The organism is uncultured Formosa sp. (assembly GCF_947500765.1).
Taxonomy (GTDB): Bacteria; Bacteroidota; Bacteroidia; order Flavobacteriales; family Flavobacteriaceae; genus Formosa.
This window is the reverse complement of sequence record NZ_CANMTH010000002.1, coordinates 174,661-198,002: the sequence shown is the minus strand read 5'-3', so window position 1 is coordinate 198,002 and position 23,342 is coordinate 174,661. Positions and strand designations below refer to the sequence as shown.

Annotated in this window: 24 protein-coding genes; 7 read left to right on the top strand and 17 right to left on the bottom strand. The window is 31.7% G+C overall.

All coding sequences use genetic code 11. The features are described 5' to 3' along the window. Positions 1 to 25: 25 nt before the first annotated feature. The 8 genes from Q1B05_RS03985 to trmB form a co-directional block, all read right to left on the bottom strand. Complete coding sequence (locus tag Q1B05_RS03985; protein WP_299777825.1) at positions 26 to 361, bottom strand: 2Fe-2S iron-sulfur cluster-binding protein; 336 nt, start codon at positions 359 to 361, stop codon at positions 26 to 28. 57 nt (positions 362 to 418) lie between these two features. Continuing rightward, positions 419 to 1,480 carry an NAD(P)/FAD-dependent oxidoreductase gene (locus tag Q1B05_RS03980; protein WP_299777823.1) on the bottom strand — a complete coding sequence of 354 codons (1,062 nt, stop codon included), beginning with the start codon at positions 1,478 to 1,480 and terminating at the stop codon, positions 419 to 421. Between the two features lie 34 nt (positions 1,481 to 1,514). Further along, positions 1,515 to 1,754, bottom strand: a complete 240-nt coding sequence (locus Q1B05_RS03975; protein ID WP_299777821.1) for a NifU family protein — start codon at positions 1,752 to 1,754, stop codon at positions 1,515 to 1,517. 3 nt (positions 1,755 to 1,757) lie between these two features. Then, complete coding sequence (locus Q1B05_RS03970) at positions 1,758 to 2,894, bottom strand: Mrp/NBP35 family ATP-binding protein (RefSeq protein WP_299777819.1); 1,137 nt, start codon at positions 2,892 to 2,894, stop codon at positions 1,758 to 1,760. A 210-nt stretch (positions 2,895 to 3,104) separates the two neighbouring features. Next, entirely contained in the window at positions 3,105 to 5,654 is a 2,550-nt protein-coding gene (locus Q1B05_RS03965; RefSeq protein WP_299777817.1) for a M1 family aminopeptidase, read from the bottom strand. A gap of 57 nt (positions 5,655 to 5,711) precedes the next feature. Further along, positions 5,712 to 6,059: an MGMT family protein gene (locus Q1B05_RS03960; RefSeq protein WP_299777815.1), complete on the bottom strand. Its 348-nt coding sequence runs from the start codon at positions 6,057 to 6,059 to the stop codon at positions 5,712 to 5,714. Beyond that, positions 6,059 to 6,694, bottom strand: a complete 636-nt coding sequence (locus Q1B05_RS03955; RefSeq protein ID WP_299777813.1) for a LysE family transporter — start codon at positions 6,692 to 6,694, stop codon at positions 6,059 to 6,061. The genes Q1B05_RS03960 and Q1B05_RS03955 overlap by 1 nt, the downstream gene beginning before the upstream one ends. A 3-nt stretch (positions 6,695 to 6,697) precedes the next feature. Next, positions 6,698 to 7,372, bottom strand: coding sequence for a tRNA (guanosine(46)-N7)-methyltransferase TrmB (trmB, locus tag Q1B05_RS03950; RefSeq protein WP_299777811.1), 675 nt, complete (start codon positions 7,370 to 7,372; stop codon positions 6,698 to 6,700). 219 nt (positions 7,373 to 7,591) lie between these two features. Here trmB and Q1B05_RS03945 point away from each other — a divergent pair, with 219 nt between their 5' ends. After that, positions 7,592 to 8,638 carry a glycosyltransferase gene (locus Q1B05_RS03945; protein ID WP_299777809.1) on the top strand — a complete coding sequence of 349 codons (1,047 nt, stop codon included), beginning with the start codon at positions 7,592 to 7,594 and terminating at the stop codon, positions 8,636 to 8,638. On the opposite strand, the gene Q1B05_RS03940 is transcribed toward Q1B05_RS03945, so the two are convergent. Together Q1B05_RS03940 and Q1B05_RS03935 are read right to left on the bottom strand one after the other, a co-directional pair. Continuing rightward, entirely contained in the window at positions 8,621 to 9,664 is a 1,044-nt protein-coding gene (locus tag Q1B05_RS03940; protein ID WP_299777807.1) for an ATP-binding protein, read from the bottom strand. The two genes, Q1B05_RS03945 and Q1B05_RS03940, sit on opposite strands and share 18 nt — an antisense overlap. After that, positions 9,664 to 10,338: a response regulator transcription factor gene (locus tag Q1B05_RS03935; RefSeq protein WP_299777805.1), complete on the bottom strand. Its 675-nt coding sequence runs from the start codon at positions 10,336 to 10,338 to the stop codon at positions 9,664 to 9,666. Before Q1B05_RS03935 ends, Q1B05_RS03940 begins: the two co-directional genes overlap by 1 nt. A 198-nt stretch (positions 10,339 to 10,536) precedes the next feature. On the opposite strand from Q1B05_RS03935, the gene Q1B05_RS03930 reads away from it, so the two are divergent. Both Q1B05_RS03930 and Q1B05_RS03925 read left to right on the top strand, forming a co-directional pair. Next, complete coding sequence (locus Q1B05_RS03930; RefSeq protein WP_299777803.1) at positions 10,537 to 10,869, top strand: T9SS type A sorting domain-containing protein; 333 nt, start codon at positions 10,537 to 10,539, stop codon at positions 10,867 to 10,869. Positions 10,870 to 10,977: 108 nt separating this feature from the next. After that, positions 10,978 to 11,958, top strand: coding sequence for an acyl transferase (locus Q1B05_RS03925; RefSeq protein WP_299777800.1), 981 nt, complete (start codon positions 10,978 to 10,980; stop codon positions 11,956 to 11,958). Between the two features lie 181 nt (positions 11,959 to 12,139). Here Q1B05_RS03925 and tyrS read toward each other — a convergent pair whose 3' ends face one another. Further along, positions 12,140 to 13,444, bottom strand: coding sequence for a tyrosine--tRNA ligase (tyrS, locus tag Q1B05_RS03920; protein WP_299777798.1), 1,305 nt, complete (start codon positions 13,442 to 13,444; stop codon positions 12,140 to 12,142). Positions 13,445 to 13,531: 87 nt separating this feature from the next. Between tyrS and Q1B05_RS03915 the strand changes: the two genes are divergently transcribed. Beyond that, entirely contained in the window at positions 13,532 to 14,539 is a 1,008-nt protein-coding gene (locus tag Q1B05_RS03915) for an NAD-dependent epimerase/dehydratase family protein (protein WP_299777796.1), read from the top strand. Here Q1B05_RS03915 and Q1B05_RS03910 read toward each other — a convergent pair. From Q1B05_RS03910 to Q1B05_RS03900, 3 genes are read right to left on the bottom strand one after another with little or no spacing between them, the layout of a single operon-like run. Further along, the gene (locus Q1B05_RS03910) at positions 14,536 to 15,012 is read right to left on the bottom strand and encodes a DUF4296 domain-containing protein (RefSeq protein ID WP_299777794.1); all 477 of its coding nucleotides are present in this window, start codon (positions 15,010 to 15,012) and stop codon (positions 14,536 to 14,538) included. The two genes, Q1B05_RS03915 and Q1B05_RS03910, sit on opposite strands and share 4 nt — an antisense overlap. Then, the gene (locus tag Q1B05_RS03905) at positions 15,013 to 16,359 is read right to left on the bottom strand and encodes a dihydroorotase (RefSeq protein WP_299777792.1); all 1,347 of its coding nucleotides are present in this window, start codon (positions 16,357 to 16,359) and stop codon (positions 15,013 to 15,015) included. A gap of 4 nt (positions 16,360 to 16,363) precedes the next feature. Then, positions 16,364 to 17,089 (bottom strand): polyprenol monophosphomannose synthase, encoded by a 726-nt coding sequence (locus Q1B05_RS03900; protein ID WP_299777790.1) that lies wholly within the window; start codon positions 17,087 to 17,089, stop codon positions 16,364 to 16,366. A 108-nt stretch (positions 17,090 to 17,197) separates the two neighbouring features. On the opposite strand from Q1B05_RS03900, the gene Q1B05_RS03895 reads away from it, so the two are divergent. Together Q1B05_RS03895 and Q1B05_RS03890 are read left to right on the top strand one after the other, a co-directional pair. Then, positions 17,198 to 17,845 (top strand): DUF4271 domain-containing protein, encoded by a 648-nt coding sequence (locus tag Q1B05_RS03895; RefSeq protein ID WP_299777788.1) that lies wholly within the window; start codon positions 17,198 to 17,200, stop codon positions 17,843 to 17,845. A 23-nt stretch (positions 17,846 to 17,868) separates the two neighbouring features. Then, on the top strand, positions 17,869 to 18,618 hold the full coding sequence (locus tag Q1B05_RS03890) for a uroporphyrinogen-III synthase (protein WP_299777786.1): 750 nt from the start codon (positions 17,869 to 17,871) through the stop codon (positions 18,616 to 18,618). 93 nt (positions 18,619 to 18,711) lie between these two features. Here Q1B05_RS03890 and pckA (Q1B05_RS03885) read toward each other — a convergent pair whose 3' ends face one another. From pckA (Q1B05_RS03885) to Q1B05_RS03875, 3 genes are all read right to left on the bottom strand, one after another. Continuing rightward, on the bottom strand, positions 18,712 to 20,325 hold the full coding sequence (gene pckA, locus Q1B05_RS03885) for a phosphoenolpyruvate carboxykinase (ATP) (protein WP_299777784.1): 1,614 nt from the start codon (positions 20,323 to 20,325) through the stop codon (positions 18,712 to 18,714). Between the two features lie 366 nt (positions 20,326 to 20,691). Then, the gene (pckA, locus tag Q1B05_RS03880) at positions 20,692 to 22,323 is read right to left on the bottom strand and encodes a phosphoenolpyruvate carboxykinase (ATP) (protein ID WP_299777782.1); all 1,632 of its coding nucleotides are present in this window, start codon (positions 22,321 to 22,323) and stop codon (positions 20,692 to 20,694) included. A gap of 105 nt (positions 22,324 to 22,428) precedes the next feature. Beyond that, positions 22,429 to 22,824 (bottom strand): DUF423 domain-containing protein, encoded by a 396-nt coding sequence (locus Q1B05_RS03875; protein WP_299777780.1) that lies wholly within the window; start codon positions 22,822 to 22,824, stop codon positions 22,429 to 22,431. Positions 22,825 to 23,013: 189 nt separating this feature from the next. On the opposite strand from Q1B05_RS03875, the gene Q1B05_RS03870 reads away from it, so the two are divergent. Next, complete coding sequence (locus Q1B05_RS03870) at positions 23,014 to 23,199, top strand: hypothetical protein (protein ID WP_299777778.1); 186 nt, start codon at positions 23,014 to 23,016, stop codon at positions 23,197 to 23,199. Positions 23,200 to 23,342 lie beyond the last annotated feature (143 nt).

Below are 23,342 nucleotides of genomic sequence, written 5' to 3'. Positions count from 1 at the left end.
GTTTTACGATTATGGTATAAAACGCCTAACTTTCTGGAGCTAATTCTACTTCTAATCCCTCCATTGCAGGTGTCATTTGTATTTGACATCCTAAACGGCTATTATCTTTTACATTAAATGCTTCTGCTAACATCGCATCTTCATCGTCTTGCATTTCTGGCAATTCGGTATCAGATAATACATAACATTGGCAAGAAGCACACATGGCCATTCCCCCACAAATACCAATAGTTCCTTCTGGAGCGAGTTCGTAAGAACGTACAACCTCCATCAAATTCATTGCCATATCTGTAGGCGCTACAACTTCGTGTACAACCCCATCTCGATCTGTGATCTTAATATTTATATCTTGTTCATCCATAGTATACTACAAGTTGGTTGGTTTCTAAAAAAAACTACCAAAACTACAATTTCTTTATTAATTTATCGCTTTAACAACAGCTTTTGGAGATTCTTTTCTAGAACCATCAAAACCATCAATACCACTAACTGTAGTATATTTAAGAACGTATTTTTTTCCTGGATTAATAATCTTATAGGCAGATTGACACATTAGTGTTGCTTCATGAAACCCACATAAAATCAATTTTAATTTCCCTGGATATGTATTCACATCTCCAATAGCATAGATTCCAGGTATATTAGTTTGGTAATCTAAAGCATTATCAACTTTAATGGCATTTTTCTCGATTTCAAGTCCCCAATTTGCAATAGGACCTAATTTAGGAGAAAGTCCGAATAACGGAATAAAATGATCTGTTTCTACTATAAATTCTTTCTCGATATGCTGAGATTGTGCAACCACAACACCTTCAACTTTACCGTCTCCAATAACATTAATGACTTCGGCAGGTGTGATTAAATTTATTTTTCCTTTAGATTTTAATTCCTGAACTTTTTCTACAGAATCTAAAGCACCACGGAATTCATTTCGTCTGTGAATTAAAGTTACTTCTGAAGCTATATCGGCCAAAAAAATACTCCAATCTAAAGCAGAATCTCCTCCTCCAGAAATTACAACACGTTTATCACGATACACTTCAGGATCTTTAATAAAGTATTCTACACCGTGATCTTCAAAAGAACCAATATTAGCAATTAAAGGTTTTCTAGGCTCAAAACTACCTAAACCACCAGCTATTGCAACTACTGGCGCTTGGTGTTTTGTTCCTTTATTAGTGGTAACTATAAACGAACCGTCTTCTTGTTTTTCAACTGTTTCTGCACGTTCCCCCAATGTAAACCCTGGTTCGAATTGCTTAGACTGTTCTAAAAGATTTTTTGTTAAATCTCCTGCCAAAACTTCTGGAAAACCAGGTATATCGTAAATCGGTTTTTTTGGATATAATTCCGAACACTGCCCTCCTGCTTGTGGTAAAGCATCAATTAAATGACATTTTAATTTTAATAATCCAGCTTCAAAAACGGTAAACAATCCTGTTGGGCCAGCCCCAATAATTAGAATATCTGTTTTAATCATCTATAATAATCTTCTAAAAAGTATTACTACTTTTTTATTCTACATTTATCACTTGCTCAATTTGTGGTACATATTTTTTAATAGTCATTTCAACCCCCGACTTTAATGTCATTTGGTTTACGCTACACCCCACGCATGCACCTTGTAATTGTACGCGAACTAATTTGTCATCTTCTATAGAAATCAGAGAAATATTTCCTCCATCACTTTCTAAAAACGGACGGATTTCATCTAACGCCTTCTCTACATTTAATCTTATTTCTTCTGAAGTCATAACTTATTTTTTAACTGATGAGCAACCAGCCATCGTCGTTATTTTAATTGCCTCTGTTGGTGGTAAATCGTCGTTTCTTCTTACCACTTCCTCCACTACATTTTGAGTTAATTTTTCAAAAGATTTCTCTAAAATAGTACCTGTTTGTAATGCTGCTGGACGACCAACATCTCCTGCTTCTCGTATGCTTTGTACCAATGGTAATTCTCCTAAAAATGGTACATCTAAATCTTCGGCTAAGTGTTTAGCTCCTGCTTCACCAAAAATATAATATTTATTTTCTGGTAATTCTTCTGGTGTAAAATACGCCATGTTTTCAATTATTCCTAATACAGGCACATTTATGCTCTCTTGTTGAAACATTGCTACTCCTTTTTTAGCATCTGCTAAAGCTACCGTTTGCGGTGTACTTACAACTACAGCTCCTGTAATTGGTAATGACTGCATGATGCTTAAATGAATATCTCCAGTCCCAGGAGGCAAGTCTAATAACAAAAAGTCTAATTCGCCCCAATGTGCATCAAAAATCATCTGATTTAATGCTTTAGCAGCCATAGGCCCTCTCCAAACAACTGCTTGATCTGGCTTGGTAAAAAACCCGATTGATAATACTTTTACACCGTAATTTTCTACAGGTTTCATTTTAGGTTTTCCATCGATAGTAACCGACAAAGGACGTTCTTTTTCAACATCAAACATTATAGGCATAGATGGTCCGTAAATATCGGCATCTAAAACACCTACTTTAAAGCCCATTTTAGCTAAGGTTACTGCTAGGTTTGCCGTTACTGTAGATTTCCCTACACCACCTTTACCAGATGCGACAGCAACTATATTTTTAATACCAGGAATTTGTTTTCCTTTAATTTCATTTTTAGGTTGAGCAGCTGGTGCTTCAACTTTTAAATTCACTTTAATTTTAGCTTTCTCATAAACTAAATCGTGAATCGTTTTTAAAATATCGACTTCAGTCCTCTTCTTAGCTTGTAAGCTAGGGTTTGCAATTGTAATATCTACAACAACCTCATCTCCAAAAACTATTACATTCTTAACGGCACCACTTTCTACCATATTTTGTCCTTCTCCGGGAACCGTAATGGTTTGTAATGCTTTTAAAACATCTTCTTTTTGTATCTTCATTTTAATTTATTCTTTGTGAAATTATAAAGCTAGAGACGCTTTTAGTAGAGCTAATACAGAAGGTCTTACATTAATTTCAAAAATTATTTATTTAGATTAAATCTAAGACACAAATATACTGTGAATTGTTTAATTATTGAAACACTTATTTGGCAAAGATTTGTTAATTACAAAGCTAGTTTACTGCTTTAACTAAAAACTAAAAAGACTTTAGTTTGAAATCATATCTTGGTAGCGACTTAGATTATCTGTGGCTTGTAAAATTTTAAATTTTAATTGTGGATTTAGTTCTGGATGAGTACTTAAATACATATTTAAAATAGTTTGGGCTTCTTTAGATTGATATTTACCAATGGTTGATTCTAACCATTTTAATGGAAAAAACAAATCGCTAGTATTCTTTACCTCTTCCAACACATCTAAACTTAAAGACACATATTTAATCGCTTCTTTTTGATGTAACGGATGATGAATATAATGATTTGCTGTCTCGACCCAATTAGATTTTTTTCTATTTTTAACATCTTTAAAAGACAAAAACAGTGTTTCACGATCTGCATTATTTGAAGACAACGCTGGTAATAAGAATTTAAATCTATCCATAGCATCTGCACTTGAAATCTGTGTTTCTGCTTTTTCTAAAATATCTTCATGCTTTGGATGATTGTACAAAACCAATGTCATAGCCAAACGCGTAATATCCTTTTCGTTTAACTTTAAACTATCTATCACTACATCTTTATTCCAAATCTTATACAACTGATTTAAACTTTCACCTCCATATGCTATATTAGAGAATGCCTTATACACATTCTTTTTAACAGACGTAGATAACTTCATATTTAAACGTTTCCATAATTTTTTAGATAGAGTTGGCTGAAGTTGTTCCCGTTCGGCATCACTTAAAAAATCCCAATATAAACTTGTAAAATCTGAAGACAGCGTCCCCATAATTAACTCGTTACTTTCATATTGCAAACCATTTAAAAAAGTATTTAAAGCCGTTTTTATAGGAATATTTCCTAACAGTGCATTTTCATAAGTATTAATATAATTTGAAGCTCTTGCAACTTCATCTTTTAACCGATAACTATTTAAAGCTGTTACGGAATCTATAGGAAAAACACCATACCCATAACCGTCGCTATTGTAAACTATTGCTTTTGGTTTAGGCATCCCTTGCAAGCTTTTTATTTCTTGAGATTTCCCTTCAACAAAAACTGTTCTTTTTGCAATAGAATCTAAATAAATTAACTCCATTTCTAATTTCTGCGGCCACAAATTAGCGCTTCCATTTTCTGCTTTCTGATGTAGTGTTAGAGACTTTATAGTATTATTTTCATAAACAATATCGTTTGTAAACACGGGTCTTCCAGATTGATTCACCCAAACATTACTCCATGTCTTGAGATCTGTATCAGACTTTGCATCAAAAATAGCTATTAAATCTTCCCAAGTAGCATTATTATTTGCATAGGTTTTTATGTATTCCTGAATACCTATTCGAAATTGCTCTTTTCCTAATAACATTTCCAATTGATTCATCATTATAGGTGCCTTATTATAAATTATGGCTCCATATAAACTCCCAGCATTATTTAAATTATCTAAGTTTTGGCGAATTGCATTTGTACCTTTCGTACGATCTACATTATATGCTCTTGGTGCTTTTGTAACTAAAGTAAGAAGATCGAAATTTAGCTCTGGAAAGTTTGGATTTACCACTTTGGCTGCCATAAAATTTGCGAATACTTCTTTTAACCAAACATCGTCAAACCAATTCATGGTTACCAAATTTCCGAACCACATATGGGACACTTCATGAGAAATTAAATTAGCACGATTCCAATGCGACAGTTTCGGCATATAATCTTCAAAAAACAGTGAAGATTCTTTATACTGAATTGCTCCAACATGCTCCATGCCTCCAAACTGAAAGAATGGAATGGAAGCAAAATCTAACTTTTTAAATGGAAATTGATAAGCGGTATAATCTTCTAAAAAGGTTAATGATTTTTTATGTAACTTAAAAATAGGATCTAAACTTTCCTTAATTTTAAGAGAATCTTCTTCACGGTATAAAAACCTATGATTGTGGCGAGTAACTTCGTTAAACTTCCCTGCTACAAACGAAAATAAATACGTACTCATGACATTCGATGTTTCGAAAACATAGGTTGAATTATTAGCTGTTTCTGAGGTGATTTGTGGATAAGTAGCACTTAATACATTCCAATCTTTAGGTGCTGTAAGTTCTAAATTAAAGCTTGCTTTTAGATTTGGCTGATCAAAACAAGGAAACAAGGCTCTAGCGTGATCTGGAACAGATAATGTATATAAATACTCATCGTTTCTATATAAATATTGATCGCCAGCTTGGAATTCTATTTGAAAAACATTCTCACCTGTTTTTAAATAATTTTGTGGAATAATAAGATGTTCGTGTTCCTGAATACTTTCAATAGAATCTGAAGCAATAAAAACTTTTGGATTGTATGTATTATTTGGATTAAAATCTAAAACTAAAGGCGCATTTACATCTTTAAGAGTAACACGTAATTCTAGATTTGCTAGAATAGGTTTTAATTTTTCTTCTGGCAAATTAAAGCTTAGCTTATAATTAATATCAGATAGATTAGCTTTTCTGTGCTGTGCTAATTCCCAAGATACTCCAGGTTGTATTTCAGAATAATCTTTAGTTTCTTTTTTACAAGACCACAGACTGCACAGTATTAAGACAGCAACAATATTAAATTTCATAAGTAGAGATTATTAGCCTTACAAGATAACAAAAACCGCTACAAATCAATTTCCTTTTTACACGTCAAGTTGGCTTAAAGCCTCGTTAGGATCCCAGTAATATGTTTCAAGATTTTCTACTTGATTATTTTTCACCTTAACACCCTCGCTTTCTAAGAGTTGTTGCATAAGATTTGTTCCATCAAAATGAAATTTACCGGTAAGAAGTCCGTTTCTATTCACAACACGATGGGCAGGAACATCGTCCATATTATGAGAAGCATTCATGGCATACCCAACAATTCTTGCACTTTTTGCAGCTCCTAAATATCTTGCAATTGCACCATAATTAGTCACTTTACCGTACGGAATTTGCTTAACTACTTCGTAAACACGATCAAAAAACCGAAGTGTTTCTGGCTTCATTACACCTCTTTTATTACATGAATTAAAGTTACCAAAGCAACAACTGCCGTAATACCACCAATTAAGCGGTTCATATTTTTCTGAGACTTAAATTGTGTGCTTTTAATTTTATCAAAAAATATCATATACAGATAAAGCATCACAAAAGACCCCATAGCCGATCCAAAAACGTATGCCAGAATATCTGTTTGTTCGAAAGTTAACCATCCAAAAGAAGCGAGTGTCACACTCATATATGCTTGAAACGGAATAGGAAACATATTTAACGCAGACATTAGTAAACCTTGAAAAAACCGGCTTTTCTTACTTCTAATTTCTGGAATTTTTTCACTAGAAACATCGCCATCTCCTTTTGCTATAAAGAAGAAATACATAGATATTAAAATAAAAATAACTAATGCTACACGTTGTAAAACATTAACAACATCTGGATGTCTTGTTAAATATCTGGCAAAAATAACAGCTATAAATGTTTGTATTAAAACAATAACACAAGCCCCTATTGAAAAAACAATACCACGTGTATATCCTTCTTTTAAACTAATTTTTGCGGCGGTCATATTTAGAAGACCTGGTGGCACTACTCCAACCAAAGACACAATAAAACCTAAAAAGAAGATGAGCGTAATATTCAAACCTTATTTAATTTTAAATCTAATGTACGTTATAGCTTTTCCTTTTACTAAATACTGAGATTCGTAAAACGTTTGTATTTCAGTGACCTCTTCTGGACTTCCTTCTTGCTTATATACATCGTGGTTTGCATATAAAACCTCATGTCCGGCCCCATGTAAAATCCCTAATGTATAACCATGCATAAACTCACTATCGGTCTTTAAATTCATAACACCGTCTGGTTTTAAGATACTTTTATATTTCTCTAAAAACTCAGTGTTCGTCATTCTATGCTTAGTACGCTTATATTTTATTTGTGGATCTGGAAATGTAATCCAAATTTCGTCTACTTCTCCTTCTGCAAAAGCATATTGAATTAATTCAATTTGAGTTCTTAGAAAAGCAACATTAGGAATACCTTCTTCAATAGCTGTTTTAGCACCTCTCCAAAATCTAGCTCCCTTAATATCTATACCTATAAAATTTTTATTGGGAAATTTCTGAGCTAACCCAACAGAGTATTCACCTTTACCACAACCTAATTCTAAAACTAGAGGGTTATCGTTTTTAAAGACTTTTTCGTTCCAATGTCCTTTTAAATCAAATTCTGCATCTACCAATGCTTCACGAGTTGGCTGAAACACATTGCTAAAAGTTTCATTTTCTCTAAATCGTTTCAATTTATTTTTGCTCCCCACTATATAAAAATTTACTTGTAAAATAATTGCGAAAATACGGTAGACTGTTATTAATTTACAATTTTTTCGCCTTTAGTTTTAAAATTTAATAATAATTAAAGATTTTTATAAGAATTAGGACATATTGGATTGAATCTTTTTTATGATATTTAAACATCCTTTTCAGTGATTATAGGACTATATTTATAAATATACTAAAAACGTTTAGCTCTCCTTTTTATGAAAAAACGAATACTTATTGCACCTTTAAATTGGGGACTAGGCCATGCCACACGCTGCATACCTATTATAAATCAATTAATTACAAATCATTTTACTCCTGTAATTGCTAGTGACGGTATTGCTTTAGCGCTTTTAAAAAAGGAATTCCCAACTATTGAAACGGTTGAGCTACCTGCTTATGATATTACCTACGCAAAAAAAGGTCATTTTTTTAAACTTAAACTTTTAAAAGATTCTCCGAAATTGATAAAAGCTATTAAAGCTGAAAAAAAGGCAACTAAAGCAATTATTGAAACGCATAACATAGATGGTATTATCTCCGACAATAGACTTGGTGTACACAGTAAAAAAATTCCTTCAGTTTTTATAACACATCAATTACAAGTTTTAAGCGGAAACACAACTTGGTTAAGCACTAAAATGCATCAGCACATTATTGAAAAATTTAATCAATGCTGGGTGCCAGACCATGAAAACGAACCGAGTTTAAGTGGTAAATTAAGCCATATGAAAGGGATAGAAATTCCTTTAAAATATTTAGGGCCTTTAAGTCGATTTGAAAGACAAAATGTTGAAAGAACTTACGATATCATGATTTTACTTTCTGGCCCGGAACCTCAACGTACATTCTTAGAAGAAAAATTATTAGAAATATTTAAAACAGATTCTAGACGCATTTTATGTGTTCGTGGTGTTATTGAAAAAGAACAAAACACAACAACTGAAGGCAACTTAACCATAACCAATTTTATGACAGGAAAAGCCTTAGAAAATGCACTAAACGCTAGTGAATTTGTGCTTTCTAGGTCTGGTTATACTACCGTTATGGATTTATCTGTGTTAGGGAAAAAATCATTTTTTATTCCTACACCTGGTCAGTTTGAACAAGAATATTTAGCTGAACGTTTAGATAAATTAAAACTTGTTCCATACTGTAAACAATCTGAATTCACAATAGATAAATTAAAAAACATCACAGCATACAAAGGATTAAACGGACAAAATACAACTGCTAATTTTAAAGATTTATTTAGTCTTTTCTAACGTAAAGGAAAATTCACTACCAACACCAAAATCACTTTCAATGTAAATTTTTTCGTCGTGAGCTTCAATAATATGTTTAACAATAGCTAAACCTAAACCAGAACCACCTTCTTTTCTAGAACCACTTTTATCTACTCTATAGAAACGTTCAAACAAACGTGGAATATGATTAGGAAGAATTCCTTCTCCGTTATCTGTAACACGAACAATAACTTTGTTTTTAATTAAATCTTCTATACTTACCTCTGTAGTACCTTTATCATGCCCATATTTTATCGAGTTAACCACTAAATTAGTTAATACTTGCTGGATGCGCTCTTTATCGGCATTTACAAAAATCGGGGTATTATAATCACGATCAAAAGTAAGTGTAATTCGCTTTTTTGCAGCTTTCATTTCAAACATTTCAAACACATTTGAAACTAACTCTACGATATCAAATTTTTCAATCTTTAAACTTAAATCACCAACTTCTAATTTGGTAATCATATCTAAATCATTTACTATATATATTAAACGTTCTACACCTTTACTGGCACGATCTAAATATTTTTCTCTAATATTTTTATCATTTCCCGCACCTTCAAGTAAGGTTAAAATATAACCTTGAACCGTAAAAAGAGGGGTTTTTAATTCGTGAGAAACATTTCCTAGAAATTCCTTTCTATACTCCTCACGAACTTGTAACATTTCTATTTCTATTTTTTTATCTTTTGCATACTTATCAATTTCTTGAGTAAGTGTTGCCATATCTGTAGTTATTCTTTTTTTACGAAGACTAGTTGATTCTAACAATGTTAAATCGTCGTATATTTTTTTCACTCTTTTATAGATAAAAATCTCTACACGATATTGAATAATACTAAAGCATCCCAAAAAGAAGAGTGCAATAAAAACTAATAAATGAAAAACATTTAAAACAGAAAAAATGTATAAATATAGTCCAAAAAGGAAACCTAATAATACGGATGAATATCCCGCAGTTTTAATTGCGAACTTGTATGTTTTTCTCGTTTTTTTCGGCATTAATCTACAAACTTATAACCAACTCCCTTGACTGTTTTGAAACAATGATCACCAATTTTTTCACGAAGTTTACGAATATGAACATCTATTGTTCGTCCGCCAACTACGACTTCATTGCCCCAAACTTTATCTAAAATTTCTTCACGCTTAAACACTTTTCCTGGTTTAGAAGCTAATAAAGATAATAGTTCAAATTCTTTTCTTGGCAGTACAATTTCTTCATCTTTTAAAACAATTTTATATTCGTCTCTATTAATCGTTAAATCACCTATTTTAACTATAGATTCGTTTATAGACTCTTCCTTTAAACGTCTTAATAAAGCTTTCACTTTACTTACTAAAACCTTTGGTTTTACTGGTTTTGTTATATAATCGTCTGCACCTGCATCAAATCCAGCAACTTGAGAATAATCTTCTCCTCTAGCTGTTAAAAATGTAATGATAGTATCTTTTAATTCTGGAATGTTTCTAATTTGTTCGCAAGCTTCAATACCATCCATTTCTGGCATCATTACATCCATAATGATAAGTTGTGGCTTTTCTTTTTTAGCTTTTTTTACGGCTTCAATTCCATTTTCTGCTGTAATGACTTCGTAGCCTTCAGAAGATAAATTATAACCAACTATTTCTAAAATATCCGGCTCATCATCAACCAACAAAATTTTTATGTCCATTTTTAGTTTATTAAAATGTTATTTAATCTTCAAAGATAAAATATATAACAATCATTTATAGAAAACAATTTTTTAATAACAATAACGTAACTTCGAACTTACACTATAATAATTTAAGAACAATAAAAATGCAGTTTATACACTTATGGCTTGAAATTTGTTGTGATTTTATTACCTTTATATATTAATCATGATTACATGAAAAAAAAATACTTACTTACTATTTTATCTTTCTTTTTATTTCTTGTAATATCGGTTACCGCGCAAGCACAAGCCGTAGATACTGATATTACACAAAGCATTGAAGAACTTACAATTTACCCTAACCCTGTTAGTAATGGTAAATTATATATTGTTACTAAAAACAACTTGACTAAGGATATTGAAATTTTTAATGTTTTAGGAAAATCTATCTTACAAACCACTCTTTTTGGCAAAGAAATGAACATCTCTAAATTACATTCTGGAATTTACATTATTAAAATTAAAGAAAACAATATCTCTACAACCAGAAAACTTGTAGTTCGATAACGTTAGTTGTCTTTAAATATTATATTGAAAACATTTTTTTTAAAGCATTGCTCTTGGCAATGCTTTTTTATTTTAACTATTTTTGCCTATGTTTTTTATCTCAAAACTATGATTGATACTCAAGCTATTTTTAATATTAAAACGGAAGACCAATTTAATGAACATGCATTGAACGTATTTCAATTTCAGTTTAAAAACAATCGTACTTACAGATCGTTTTGCGACTTACTATACATTCATCCAAGCGATATAAAGCATTATAAAGACATTCCTTTTTTACCGATAGAATTTTTTAAAACTCGCGACATTTTAAGCAGTTCCAAACCCGTACAATGCACATTTTCTAGTAGTGGAACCACAGGGAGTATAACAAGTAAACACTTGGTAACCGACACATCTATTTACGAAGATAGTTTTAGAAAAGGATTTACTAATGCATATGGGAACATTGAAGATTACGTAGTTTTAGCATTGTTACCTTCTTATTTAGAGCGTAACGGATCGTCTTTAATATATATGGTTAACGATATGATTAACCAATCGAATCATCCTGAAAGCGGATTTTATTTAGATAACTTATCAGAATTAAAATCAAAATTAATCGATTTAGATTCTAGAGGACAAAAGGTGCTTCTAATAGGTGTTTCTTTTGCTTTATTAGATTTAGTTGAAGCGCATCAATTTAAATTAAAACACACCATTATTATGGAAACCGGAGGCATGAAAGGGCGCCGAAAAGAACTTATTAGAACCGAGCTACACAATATTTTAAAAGCAGGATTTGGTGTAAACGAAATACACAGCGAATATGGCATGACCGAACTTTTAAGTCAGGGCTATTCTAAAGGTCATGGTATTTTTAACTGTCCACCCTGGATGAAAATTTTAACGCGAGACCCTGAAGATGCACTAACAATTCAGACTGAAGGAAAAACTGGAGGCATAAATGTTATTGATTTAGCCAATGTAAATTCTTGTGCTTTTATAGCAACACAAGATTTAGGAAAAATTACAGGAGAAAACGCCTTTGAAGTCATTGGTCGCTTTGATAATTCGGATATTCGTGGTTGCAATTTAATGGCACTATAAAGCTATAATTTAGAGCTACATAAATTTAACATATAATTTGCAAAATATACTGAAAGTAAACAGATTAAATACCGACTATAATAAAACCTCCTTGCTTTAGGTTCAGTAGAGAAAGGTTGGTTTTTAATGGTTAGTTGGTTTTTATTGAAGCCGGATTATATATAATCCGGCTTCATTGTTTTTAAATTGCTTTTACAATATATGTGTTACGCTTTCCTTTATTAATAATGATATAACTATCGTTTATTAAATCGCTTGCACTTAATTTATAATCTTCTTTTACTTTTTCTTTATTTACAGAAACTGCATTTTCTTTTAATGCACGTCTGGCTTCACTATTAGATGCTAAGAAGTTTGTTCTAGCAGAAAGTATTGCAATCATATCAATATCTTCTAATTCTGATTTAGAAATTTCTGCCATTGGCACACCTTCAAATACATCTAAAAATGTTTTCTCGTCTAAAGTTTTAATATCCGATTTAAACGATTTAGAAAACAAGATATTGGATGCTTTTTCAGCATTTTCAAATTCTTCTTTAGAATGTACAAATGTTGTTAACTCTTCAGCTAATTTCTTTTGTAACAATCTTAAATGTGGTGTTTCTTTATGTTCAGCAATTAAAGCATCAATAGTAGATTTATCTAAAAACGTAAAGATTTTAATATACTTTTCTGCATCCTCATCGGTGGTATTTAACCAGAATTGGTAGAATTTATATACAGATGTTTTATCGGCATCTAACCAGACATTTCCGCCTTCACTTTTACCAAATTTAGAACCATCGGCTTTAGTAATTAACGGGCACGTCATGGCGTATGCTTTAGCTTCTACACCCGGATTCATACGTCTTACAAGTTCTGTTCCTGTAGTAATATTTCCCCACTGGTCGCTACCTCCCATTTGTAATAAACAGTTGTAGTTTTTATGTAAGTGGTAAAAATCATACCCTTGTATTAATTGGTATGTAAATTCCGTAAAAGACATCCCTACATTTCCTTCATCTCCAGAAAAACGTTTTTTCACAGAATCTTTAGCCATCATGTAGTTTACAGTAATACGTTTACCAACATCTCTAGCAAAATCTATGAATGAGAAATCTTTCATCCAATCGTAATTATTCACTAATATTGGTGCATTTTCTGCTGTAGAGTCGAAATTTAAAAAACGTGACAATACACTTTTAATTCCTGCAACATTTTTTGCTAATGTAACTTCATCCAACAAATTACGTTCGTCACTCTTCCCAGAAGGATCTCCAATCATACCTGTTGCACCTCCTACCAAAGCTACAGGCTTATGTCCTGCTCTTTCTAAATGAACCAATATAATAATAGGCACTAAACTTCCAATATGCAAAGAATCTGAAGTTGGATCAAAGCCTATATAGGCTGTTGTCATCTCTTTATTCAATTGATCTTCAGTTCCAGGCATAATATCATGCACCAAACCTCTCCATGTTAATTCTTCAACAAAATTTTCAGTCATTATTTCTAAAATTTTTAATAATCTCCTGCAAAGATAAAAATCATAGTATAATTACCCCTATATTAAATAATTCTTTACCTTCGATTTATGATTTTAGTTACAGGAGGCACAGGTCTTGTTGGTGCGCATTTACTTTATAAACTAGCAAGCAACAAGGAAAAAATAAGAGCAATTTACAGATCTGAACAAAAACTTGAGGTTGTAAAAAAGGTCTTTTCGTATTATACAGCTACGGTAGACCCGCTTTTTAATAGTATTGAATGGATAAAAGCCGATCTTTTAAACATCCCAGATTTAAACAAAACTTTTAAGGATGTAAGTCACGTTTATCATTGTGCTGCTCTAGTTTCTTTTGACCCCAACGATTATCTAATTTTAAAACGCACAAACACCCAAGGCACAACAAATATTGTTAATTTATGTTTAGCACATAACATTAAAAAACTCTGCTATGTGAGTTCTGTTGCCACTTTAGGAAAGTCGTTAACCAAAGACCCTATTACAGAAGAAACCTATTGGAACCCAGAAGAAGATAATAACGTGTATGCCATTACTAAATATGGTGCCGAAATGGAAGTTTGGCGTGGCACACAAGAAGGTTTACATGCTGTAATTATAAATCCTGGAGTTATATTAGGAGGAGGCAACTGGAACCAAGGTAGCGGGAATTTATTTAAACGTGTTTACAACAACTTAAAGTATTACACGAATGGAATTACAGGTATTGTTGCTGTAAATGATGTGGTTACTATTATGATAGCTTTAATGAAAACAGACGTTAAAAATGAAAGTTACATTTTAGTTTCAGAACACTGGAGTTTTAAACAATTATTACAAACTATTGCGACTCATTTAGGCGTTAATATTCCTAAAAAAAGCGTACAACCTTGGCAAGCAGAAATGGGTTGGCGCTTAGACTGGTTACGCCATAAACTTACTGGCAAAAAAAGAGTCTTAAGCAGACAAATAGCACAGACTATTAATTCGAAATCAACATATAGCTCAGACAAAATAACATCGCTTTTACATTATAAGTGGACACCAATAGAAGATAGCATTCAAGTTATTTCAAAACAATTTAAGGACGACCTTTAATCTCGCTTTTTAAACAATTTTAAACTGTCTAGTTTTAAGTTTTTTTCAGCTTTATTCTTTACCGGTTTCAATTCAGGAACACTCAATTTATCTAACGAATCTTTTTTACGTCTCGTTTCTAATTCGGCATCTTGAATATCTTGAAATTTTTGTTTAAGCGCCTTTAAACTATCATCTACTTTTTCGTATAAAGCTTCGTATTCTTCAATATTATAAGAGTAAAACTCATTACTTTTTGCAAACTGCAAACTATCTATATTATACTTACCATATATATAAGACTTCACAGAAATGCTATTGCTATCCAACTTTTTTTTATCGAAACCTCTAGTTGCAGATAACATACTCATATCAATAATGATATCTACCATCTTATTTTTAGGAATCAGATTTTTTGGTTTTTCGGGCTTCCTAATATCCTGACAAGATATTATACTGAATACGGTTAAAATAACTAAGATTAAACGTTTCATCTATCTGTTAAAAGTTAAACGTTTTGCTGCTTTAACGTTGTTAAATTTAAAATTATGATATACCAATTCGCCATTTAAAAACGTATCTGTAATACGCGATTTAAATGTTGTTCCTTCAAAAGGAGACCATTGGCATTTATATAAAATATTTTCTTTTGTAACTGTCCAAGGATTATTTAAATCAACTACAACTAAATCTGCAAAATATCCTACTTTAATAAAACCTCTTTTTTCGACCTGAAATAATGTAGCAGGATTATGACACATTTTTTCAACCACTTTTTCAAGAGAAATTTTACCACGATGGTGCATTTCTAACATTGCAGGTAAAGCGTGTTGTACTAACGGCCCTCCAGAAGGCGCTTTGGTATAAACATTTTGTTTTTCTTCAAGTGTATGTGGTGCATGGTCTGTTGCCACAACATCTATACGTCCGTCTAAAAGTGCTTCCCAAAGTTGATCTTGATCTTTTTCAGTTTTCACTGCCGGATTCCATTTAATAAATGTTCCTTTTTTCTCGTAATCGGCATCGGTAAACCATAAATGATGAATACACACTTCGGCTGTTATCTTTTTATCTTTTAACGGAATTTTATTTGAAAACAGCTTCGTTTCCTTACCTGTAGATAAATGAAAAACATGTAGTCTTGCTCCTGTTTTCTTGGCAAGCTCTACGGCTTTAGAAGATGATAAGTAACAAGCTTCCTCACTACGAATCTCTGGATGATATTTAATTGGAATATCCTCGCCGTACTTTTCTTTAAATGCTTCAAAATTAGTTTTTATCGTGTCTTCGTCTTCACAATGTACAGCGATTAACATTTTTACTTTTGAAAAAATCTCTTCTAAAACTTTTGGATTATCCACAAGCATATTCCCTGTAGACGAGCCTAAAAATAGTTTTAAAGCAGCTACATTTTTAGTGTCTACTTTTAAAATTTCTTCTAAATTATCGTTAGTTCCTCCAAACATAAACGAATAATTAGCATGAGATGTTTCTGCTGCAATAGCAAATTTTTCGTCTAATTTTTCGATTGTAGTTGTTTGCGGAATCGTGTTTGGCATTTCTATAAACGACGTAATACCACCTGCAATTGCTGCTTTAGATTCTGTAGCTATATTTGCTTTCTGAGTTAATCCTGGTTCTCTAAAATGCACCTGATCATCGATAACTCCGGGTAACACATATTTACCTTCTGCATCAAAAACTTGAACTTCTGAAGACTTGGCACTAATAGACTCTCCTACTTCTTTGATAAATTCACCTTCAATTAAAATGTCGCCTTCAAAAATTTCGCCTTCATTTACAATCTTAGCGTTTTTTATTAGTACTTGTTTTAGCTGCATAATATTACTGTCTTTTAAATATACTTTTCAATTTCATTGAAATCACACCAAAAATTGCTTCAGAAATAATTCCTGAACTTAATTTTGATTCTCCTTTAGTTCTATCGGTAAAAATAACCGGTACTTCTTCTATTTTAAACTTTTTAATGTAAGCTTTAAATTTCATTTCTATTTGAAACGCATAACCAACAAACTTTATTTTATCTAAATTAATAGTCTCTAAAACTTCACGTTTATAACACACAAAACCAGCTGTAGTATCATGAATTTTCATTCCTGTAATTACGCGCACGTATTTAGATGCCATATAAGACATTAACACACGGTTCATTGGCCAGTTTACTACATTTACCCCCTTAACATACCGCGAGCCAATAGATAAATCGGCACCATTATTAGCACAAGCATTGTACAAACATACTAAATCGGCAGGGTTATGAGAAAAATCTGCATCCATTTCAAAAATATATTGATAGTCGTGATTTAAACACCATTTAAACCCATGAATATATGCGGTCCCTAAACCTGATTTACCTTGCCTGACTTCTAAAAATAAACGTTCAGGAAATTCTTTCTGTAATGCTTTTACTTTTAACGCGGTTAAATCCGGCGAATTATCGTCGACAACCAGAATATTAAAGTCCTTTTCTTGCGAAAATACGGCCCTAATTATGGCTTCTATATTTTCAATCTCGTTATATGTAGGGATTATGACTATAGAGTCTCTCACTTAAAATTGCTATTAATATTACAAATGTACATCTTTTAACTACTTCTTTTTTTAAAATATTTCTTAATAATTCAATGTCGCTATTATTATTTTAAATAATTTTGACCCATGCTTCGAGAGGTCACATATAATGAAATATTTACCATTTTAATAATGGTTGGGCTTATTTGCCTGGCTATTGCCAAGACAAGATTCACAAATAGATTTAACGATTTAGCGGCTCTTTTAACCAATTCTAAATATTTTAATATTTATTCTCGAGACCTTAAGGTTATAGACCAATTTGACACACTACTGTTAACGAATTTTATTATTTCTACTGCTATTTTTTTAAGTATATGCTACAAAGTATTATTTGGTGATGCACATATAGACACTAGACTTATGCTTACAATTACATTTGGTATAGCTGCCTTTTTAATTGTAAAAATACTTTTTGAAAAACTTATAGCCAATCTATTTAACATAGATGATATTATTGACAACTACATTTTTCAAAAAAAGAGTTATAAAAATTACTTCGGTATGTTGCTTGTTCCTGTAAATGCTGTTTTAATTTATAGTGTAACTCCATCAAAAACAATTTTGTATATTATAGCGTCAATCTTGGTCACTATATTAATTATACGTTTAAGCACTTCCTTAAAACGTTATCAAAAATTAATTAAATCGAACCTATTTTATTTTATTTTGTATCTTTGCACTCTCGAAATCGCACCTTATATAATTTTGTATAAATTTATTACATTTTACTAAGGTCATCTTAATAAAAAACGCTCATGAAAGTGAAAACAATTTTAGTCTCTCAGCCAGAACCTAAAATAGAAAATTCTCCATATTTTGATCTTCAAGAAAAGCAAAAAGTAAAAATTGATTTCCGCCCTTTTATTCACGTAGAAGGAGTTCCTGCAAAAGAAATTAGACAGCAAAAAGTAGACCTCCATAACTACACTGCTATTATTCTAACTAGCAGAAATGCGGTAGATCACTTTTTTAGAGTTGCTGAAGAAATGCGTTTTAAAGTACCAGATTCAATGAAATATTTCTGCCAATCTGAAGCCGTAGCGTATTACCTTCAAAAATATGTGGTTTACAGAAAAAGAAAAATTTACGTAGGAAAACGCACATTTAGTGAACTAACTCCTTTAATTAAAAAATATAAGGACGAAAAATTTTTATTACCTACGACAGACAAATTAAAACCTGAAGTACCACAAATTTTAGATGGTTTAGGAATAGATTGGAAAGAAGCTGTATTTTACAAAACTGTAATTAGTGATTTATCTGATTTAGCAGATGTACTTTACGATGTTTTAGTATTCTTTAGCCCTTCCGGTATTGAATCTTTATTCCACAATTTTCCAGATTTTAAACAAAACAATACACGTATAGCTGTATTTGGAAATACGACAATTAAGGCTGTAGAAGAAAAAGGATTACGAGTAGATATTTCTGCTCCAACACCAGAAACACCTTCTATGACTATGGCATTAGAAAAATATATTGAAAAAGCGAATAAAGGAAGATAACGCACTTGTTTATTTCACTTTACTGCATATAAAAAGGCGATTCATTTCTGAATCGCCTTTTTTTTGGTTTAAATTAATTGGTACTTTAGATTTTTATGGATTGTAACGTTGTGGTCCTCCACGTCTAATTTCCTCGCTTGCTATGCTTTCAAATTGTTTAAAATTCATTCTAAATGCATTAGACAATTTAAATGCTGTAGTATAATACGCCTCATCATCATTCCATGTTGCTCTAGGGCTTAAAACGGAATCAGGTACACCTGGACATGTTCTAGGTTGTGCTACTCCAAACACAGAATGGATATGATAATCGTGGTGATTATACAGTCCTAAATCTCCATTTAAAACGGCATTAATCATAGCACGTGTATATTTTAATTTCATTCTTGTACCAACACCGTATGCACCACCGGTCCAACCTGTGTTTATAAGCCAAACGTTTACACCAGCATCTTTCATCTTTTTACTTAGCATTTCTGCATATTTTGCAGGGTGTAATGGCATGAATGGTGCTCCGAAACAAGCAGAGAATGATGGTTGCGGCTCTTTAATTCCTGCTTCTGTCCCTGCCACTTTTGCTGTGTATCCAGATATAAAATGGTATGCAGCTTGTGCTGGCGTTAATTTAGATATTGGTGGAATTACTCCAAAAGCATCTGCTGTTAAGAAAAATATATTTTTAGGATTTTTTCCAATAGATGGCTCCTGTATGTTATCAATAAAATTTATAGGATAACTAACACGTGTATTTTGTGTAATGCTTGTATCTGCAAAATCAACATGACCATCTTTATCTACAATTACGTTTTCTAAGATAGAACCACGCTTAATAGCATTATAAATATCTGGTTCATTTTCTTTACATAAGTTAATCACTTTTGCATAACAACCACCTTCAAAATTAAAAACAGTGTTTTCTTTTGTCCAACCATGTTCATCGTCTCCAATTAAACGACGTTTAGGATCTGCAGAAAGTGTTGTTTTTCCTGTTCCTGATAATCCAAAGAAAATTGCTGTATCTCCATCCTCTCCTACGTTAGCACTACAGTGCATTGGAAGTGTATTTTTAAATACTGGAAGAATAAAATTTAAAGCAGAGAAAATTCCCTTTTTAATTTCGCCTGTGTAACCAGTACCTCCAATTAATACGATTTTTTTTGTAAAATTTAATATTGCAAAGTTATGTTGACGTGTTCCATCTACTTTTGGATCTGCCATGAAACCTGGAGCATTTACAATAGTCCATTCAGGATCAAAAGTCTTCAATTCCTCTTCTGTAGGTCTTAAAAACATATTGTAAGCAAACATATTTGTCCAAGGATGCTCGTTAATAACACGAATGTTCATTTTGTAATTTACATCTGCACACGCATAACTGTCTCTAACAAAAACTTCTTTTTCAGATAAATAATCTACAACCTTATCATATAAGGCATCAAATGTATTAGGTGCAATAGGAATATTTATATCTCCCCACCATACTTTGTCTTTTGTGATATCATCTTCAACAATAAATCGATCTTTAGGAGATCTTCCTGTAAATTCTCCTGTATTCACTGCTAGCGCACCTGAAGACACCTCTACACCTTGCCCCTTTTCAATAGTTAGATCTTGTAGTTCGTCTGAAGATAATTGATACTTAACTTTGGCTTTTTTAATCCCATACTTTTCCAACGAGACCGTTTTCTTGATTTGATTATTACTCATAATTTTAATGTGGTTTTTACTGTACAAACATCAAAAATTTAACATTTGCGGTTATAGACTTCAATTAATTATTTGTTTATATTAAAAAAGGATACTATCATAATCCTCCAACCCGTTACTATAAGTACCAATAACTACACTTAAAAATGCACCGTTTAAGTTATATTGTTAAATACATAAAAATCAAACCATTATAACTAGATAGAAGAAGACTCTCTATTGAATCTGACTATTTATTGGTCTTCCAAACGATGTTTCTTTTCATACTTTAATGATACAAAAATCAATACTTAAAAAAAATAAAATATAAAAAAAGGCTACCTTTTTAGACAGCCTTTTTCTTGATATTAAATATACACTTAATTACTATAGGTTTTCGTGTAAGTGGTGATGTTCATCAATTAGTGGTCCACCTTCCATTATTTGTTCTGAAGCTTGTCCAGAGAATTTTTCAAAATTTAAGTGAAATGAGTGAGCTAATTGAATGGCTTTTCCAATATAATCTCCTTTTTTCAACCAAGTATTCATTGGATCTAGGATTTCTGTTGGTACACCTGGACAATATTTAGGCATATGTAAACCGAAAATAAAGTTTTGATCGTAATCAACATTTTCTAATTCACCGTTTAAAATTGCTGTAATCATTGCTCTTGTATATTTTAATTTTATACGAGATCCAACACCGTAAGGTCCTGCACTCCATCCAGTATTAATTAACCAAACATTTACACCTGCTTCAGTCATTTTTTTACTTAACATTTCACCATAAACTGTTGGGTGTAATGGCATAAATGGCTCTCCAAAACAAGCAGAGAAAGACGGTACCGGTTCTGTAATTCCAGCTTCGGTTCCTGCAACCTTAGCAGTATAACCAGAAATAAAGTGGTAAGCAGCTTGGCCAGGAGTTAATTTAGATACTGGAGGCAATACACCAAAAGCATCACAAGTTAAAAAGAAAATATTTTTTGGGTTCTTTGCGTAAAGTGTTTCTTGAATATTATCAATATGATAAATAGGGTAACTAACACGTGTATTTTGAGTGATACTACTATCTAAATAATCTGGTTGCCCATCTTCTTTAATTAAGATATTTTCAAGTAAAGCACCTGGTTTAACAGCTCTAAAGATATCTGGTTCTTTTTCTTCAGATAAATCAATAACTTTTGCATAACATCCACCTTCAAAGTTAAAAATAGTGTTATCTGCAGTCCAACCATGTTCATCATCTCCAATTAATTTTCTTTCTGGATCTGCTGAAAGTGTTGTTTTACCAGTTCCTGATAATCCGAAGAAAATAGCAGTATCACCTTTTTTACCTACATTAGAAGAGCAGTGCATTGGTAATACATTTTTTTCTACTGGCAAAATCATGTTTAAAGCAGAGAAGACACCTTTTTTAATTTCTCCTGTATAAGCAGATCCACCAATTAAAACTACTTTTTTAGTAAAGTTTATAATTGAAAAGTTTCCTTGACGGATACCATATTCTTTGGGTTCTGGACACTCATAACTAGGCGCACAAAGCACTAACCAATCTTCGTTAAAGTTTTCTAATTCGCTAGCTGTAGGACGTAAAAACATATTAAAAACAAACATGTTAGACCATGCGTATTCAGTTACTGTTCTAATATTTGTTCTATATTCAGGTTCTGCACACACATAACCATCTCTTGCGTATATTTCTTTTCCAGAAAGATATTTTGTTACTTCTTTTTCAAGTTTATCAAAATTCTCTGGAGAGATAGCTTTATTTGTTTTTCCCCACCAAACTCTTTCAGAAGTATAATCATCCTTTACAATAAAACGATCCTGAGGAGAACGCCCTGTAAACTTACCTGTATTAACGACTAGAGTTCCGTTTGCCGTTTCTTTACCCAGACCAGCATCAACTGTTATTTTTTGTAGTTCGTCTGAAGATAATTGATACTTGACTTTGGCATTTTTAATCCCGTATTTTTCCAACGAGACCGTTTTCATAATTTGACTGTTATCTACCATAATATTACATGTTTTACTTTGCAAACATCAAAATTTTATTTCTTAACAAGAATCGATAAAATTTCCATGATCGCATTTAATTAAATTGAGTTATGTATTATATTTTTAACCATTATCGCTTTTTAATTTAAAAAGTGATAATATCATAATTAACCAACCTATTATCATTAGCAACCCACCTATTGGGGTTACAAACCCTATGGTTTTAAAATCGAATGTTGTAAGCGCATTCGTTGCTAAACCATAAATAGAACCAGAAAACAAAATAACTCCAACTAATACCAGATAAAAAATCAGTGTTTTTTTTGCTTTCGGCAAAAAAGATGCTCCACCTACAAATAACAATAGTAAAGCATGATACATTTGATAACGTACTCCTGTTTCGAATGTCTGAATGGATTCAACCGAAATTAAAGGCTTCAATCCATGTGCTGCAAAAGCACCAATAATTACACTTAAAAGACCTAAAATCCCTCCTGTAATCATTATTTTTCTTTCCATATAAATTTAATTTTCGAAGATTTTACACTTACAATCTAAATGGCTTTTAAACCAGTTAAAATTACCCTTGTGCAAAACATTCTAATTATAGGTTTATAAAAATCGACATCCTATTTTAAAGCTGGTGTTTCTTAAACAAATTTAAAGCCAAACACCTATACATTACCATTACTAAACTTTGATTAAATCATGAAAAAAACAACCAAAAGCCTTGCTTATGTAACTACTATAAAGTTCGGCATTTTTAACGACTTTTCAATCAAAAAAAGCATTAAAAATGAAGATATTATCATTTCTATACCTCCTGAAAGATTTCTTTTACAAGTTGACAAAGATTCTTTGATATTTAATAAACATTTAGCAAAATCGACTTAGTATTAATAACAAAAAATCAGTGTATAAAACACTGTTAACTAAGGGAATTCATGTATTTATAGAATAAAAATACAAATCTCTATTACAACATTCTTAACAACTAAAACTCGTACATAATCTAAAAGAGAAAGCATAAAATAATT